Source organism: Vibrio rotiferianus CAIM 577 = LMG 21460, assembly GCF_002741985.1.
Lineage (GTDB): Bacteria > Pseudomonadota > Gammaproteobacteria > Enterobacterales > Vibrionaceae > Vibrio > Vibrio rotiferianus.
Window position 1 is genome coordinate 1 of sequence record NZ_APHW01000053.1, and the last position, 3,565, is coordinate 3,565.

At 43.8% G+C, this 3,565-nt stretch carries 4 protein-coding genes; 2 read left to right on the forward strand and 2 right to left on the reverse strand.

Annotated features, from left to right (window positions below; genetic code table 11):
- Window positions 1-423, forward strand: a 423-nt coding sequence (locus B853_RS15695; RefSeq protein WP_128826918.1) for a hypothetical protein, incomplete at its 5' end; no start/stop codon positions are given.
- A gap of 484 nt (window positions 424-907) precedes the next feature.
- On the opposite strand, the gene B853_RS15700 is transcribed toward B853_RS15695, so the two are convergent.
- Both B853_RS15700 and B853_RS15705 read right to left on the reverse strand, forming a co-directional pair.
- Window positions 908-1,585 (reverse strand): Imm43 family immunity protein, encoded by a 678-nt coding sequence (locus tag B853_RS15700; protein WP_038887465.1) that lies wholly within the window; start codon window positions 1,583-1,585, stop codon window positions 908-910.
- Window positions 1,585-2,559 carry an RHS repeat domain-containing protein gene (locus tag B853_RS15705; protein ID WP_249027418.1) on the reverse strand — a complete coding sequence of 325 codons (975 nt, stop codon included), beginning with the start codon at window positions 2,557-2,559 and terminating at the stop codon, window positions 1,585-1,587. Before B853_RS15705 ends, B853_RS15700 begins: the two co-directional genes overlap by 1 nt.
- A gap of 119 nt (window positions 2,560-2,678) precedes the next feature.
- Here B853_RS15705 and B853_RS15710 point away from each other — a divergent pair.
- Window positions 2,679-3,565 (forward strand): transposase (locus tag B853_RS15710; RefSeq protein WP_249027419.1); only part of this gene is annotated, 887 nt, incomplete at its 3' end.

A 3,565-nucleotide genomic window follows, 5' to 3' on the forward strand; every position in this document is an offset into this window, starting at 1 on the left:
ATGGCGTACGTCGATTTAAATCCACTTAGAGCAGGTATTGCAGACACACCAGAAGCCTCCGACTTTACCTCGATTCAGGCAAGGTTAGAGGCTCTGAACCACCAGCAGCCGACGGCACCTTGTCTTCATCCATTTATCGGCAATCCCTCCAATGAAGCCATCGACGGTATTCCATTCCGTCTGATGGACTATATAGAACTCGTTGATTGGACAGCGCGTCAATACCGAGACAACAAAGCCAGTATGGGAATACATATTCCACCGATATTACAACGTCTAAATATCAGCCAGCGAAACTGGCTGGAGGCATGCACTCAGTTAGAGCGTCGCCGCAGTACAGCTGTAGGCTGCCAAGAAAGTGCAGAAGAGGCGAAGCTCAACTTGAACAAACGTCGAATCCATTTACTTCGATTGGATAGCTAGCTTCCCTCCCCCATCTTTATCATCGCGCCCTAACCTAAACAAAGAATCAACTTGTTAGCGATTGGCAGTTCCTGCTGTTCATTGTCAGAGCGTAAATCCGTCCAAACGTCACTGACTACTACCTAAACTTAGCCTCTTGCCTATCACGAAAAGAGTCAACTAAGGCCTCGCACTGTATTAGCATGTGGCCTTTTTAGTGGTGCCTGTCCTTGTAATTTTTTTTTTAGAGGGCGATACAAACTCGAAGACAACTAACTTACCGTCCCCCATCTTTATCATCACGCCCTAAGCTAAACAAAGAAGCAACTTGTTAACACTTGGCAATTTCTGCTGTTCATTGTGAGAGCGAAAATCCATTCAAATGTCACTAACTACTAGCTAAAGTTAACCACTTGTCTATCGTGATAAAGGTCAACAAAGGTTTCGTGCTGTATAAGCATGTAGCCTATAGAAGTGCCTGTCCTTGTTATTACCTTTATTACCTTTATTTTTTGTTTTTTCTCTTTGGTAAAAGGTTATCTAAAGAAAGCATGCTATCATTACAAAAAGTACGAAATGCATCTCTAAGCGGAACTATCTTGATTCCTTTTAAATTTTCGCTCAACAATTTTTTGGCAAGATTTTCATTAACAACTAAATTACTTCCAATACCCTTTATGCCCCCTCGCAGCTCAAAACAGTCAAAGTTTTTGGCATTTTCTGTCAAAACTATTTCCCCAGTGGGAATTTTTAAGTTGAACTTACCTATTTCAAACTCAGACTTATTTTCATCAAAGAAAACCAAATGTTCATAGGTTTCTAAACGTTCTCTTTGTGTCGGCATTTCAAAAAATATGTGCTTAAAATCACTTTCAAAAAGTTTACCTTCTATCCAAACATTAATGGTCCTTTCCTTATAGTCTGCGACCTTATATTTTCTTATAATATCCCACATATTTTCCCTAATGATGTGCCCTTCATGTTTTGTATAGTCAAAGCCAAGAAAAGGTTTTTCATCAAAGTTCCAATTTATTTCCTCTATGGAGCTATCGAGCTTATATACACTAATATCAGAGGGACCAGCAGGATGACTGGTACCCTTTTGGGTTTGAAAGACACCCCCAACAAAGCCTTTGTAATAAACTGAGTCTGTGTCTACCATAATCATATAATAATTAGTCATTAATTTAGCCTTCCTTTACAGTCTTTAGGAACATCCCCAGACCATATTCTATTTTTATAGTCCATCTGGACCTTTCTTACCGCATCTCTTGCTTGTCTATCAGTCATATTACCGGCGGCATGCTCATTGCTAATATCAGAAATATCTTGAGCGACAAGTGCACTATAGTTATTGTGGTTTGAACTGTGATATACAGGCATATCTTTTAGCACTCCATCTTTAAACGCAGATTCACTACCTGGGATAAATATTCCGTTTTCAACACTATCTCTCCTTCCTCCAATACCTATCGCATCTAAGAACGAGCTATTCTTATTCCAAACATCAACAGGAATAACATGGTGTGCAGATAGCCTATCCCCAGTCGATCCCCCCATTTTTCTATTTAACTTGCCACTATTTAAGCCTAGTGGGTCGACAAAGTCGTATGGATTATGGACATACGCCTGTGGCCTTAACCCGCCCGCAAACCCGATTGGGTCTGGGCTTAGGTACTGGCCACTGTCTGCATCATAATAGCGATTAACGTTGTAGTACAGGCCGGATTCGCGGTCTTCTATTTGCCCTTGGTAACGCAGGTCACAGTATAGCTCATCATTGTGGGCGTTTTCTCTAAAACCATGATTAGGAAGCGCATTTCGTTGTTGGTAATGGCCCCACAAGGCTTGATCACCTTGCCAAACGACCTCGCCATTTTCACTGCACAGCTCCTGTGGCGTGCCTGCATGGTCTGTCACGATATAGTGTAGCTGAGACGCTTGGTTGGCCTTGTGCGTCACTTGCGCGAGTGGGCGGAAGGTCTCTGGTTCGTAGAGGTATTCGATTTCCTGAATAACACTGCCATCGGCGGTCTTTTGACTGTGCTGGACAATATTTGCCCCATCCCATAAATACTCAGTAATTCGTTGGGTGCTTAAACACTCTTTTGCGACTCGCCTGCCCAACGGGTCATAACGAATTGAAGGGACAGACACCACAAAGGATGAAATAAGTGTGGGTTGTTGATACCTCTGCCAGAGGTTGGCTCGTAACAGATTGCGACGTATTAGACTGTTTCTTAACCTGAATCGGTAATTCACCATAAGGGTATGAGATGACCACCGCGAGAAGCCAACAGATTTGTGTAGAGACAACGCCTTATTATCACTGTGTTTCTCGTTGTGTGAGGCGAAGCTTCCTATGCGGTGAAGATCCAACCACGCAACGAAACTATGAACATCGCCGTGAGTGGATAAAGCAAAAAATGTACGCCCTTTCGCAAGTCTACTGCATCGATGTTTGCGCTTATGCCATCATGAGTAACCACTATCATCTTGTGGTACATATCAACCGAGAGAAAGCCCTGGATCTATCAAACTCCGATGTCATTGCACGTTGGAAGCAAGACCATAAATTACCTACTTTGGTCACTCGATGGCAGTCAGGGCAGCTCACTAGCCAAGCAGAAATCGATGCGTGTATGACGATTATTGAGTCTTGGCGAGAGCGGCTATGGAGCCTAAGCTGGTTTATGAAAGAGCTCAACTTTGACATCGCTTGTCAGGCAAACAAAGAAGACGACTGCAAAGGCCATTTCTGGGAAAACCGCTTTAAAAGCCAAGCCCTGCTAGACGAACAGGCCCTTGCGGCAGCGATGGCGTACGTCGATTTAAATCCCCTTAGAGCAGGTATTGCAGACACACCAGAAGCCTCCGACTTTACCTCGATTCAGGCAAGGTTAGAGGCTCTGAACCACCAGCAGCCGACGGCACCTTGTCTTCATCCATTTATCGGCAATCCCTCCAATGAAGCCATCGACGGTATTCCATTCCGTCTGATGGACTATATAGAACTCGTTGATTGGACAGCGCGTCAATACCGAGACAACAAAGCCAGTATGGGAATACATATTCCACCGATATTACAACGTCTAAATATCAGCCAGCGAAACTGGCTGGAGGCATGCACTCAGTTAGAGCGTCGCCGCAGTACAGCTGTAGC

Bases quoted from the DNA above. Each gene is read 5' to 3' on its own strand.
- B853_RS15700 (WP_038887465.1), bottom strand. From the start codon at position 1,585: ATGACTAATTATTATATGATTATGGTAGACACAGACTCAGTTTATTAC.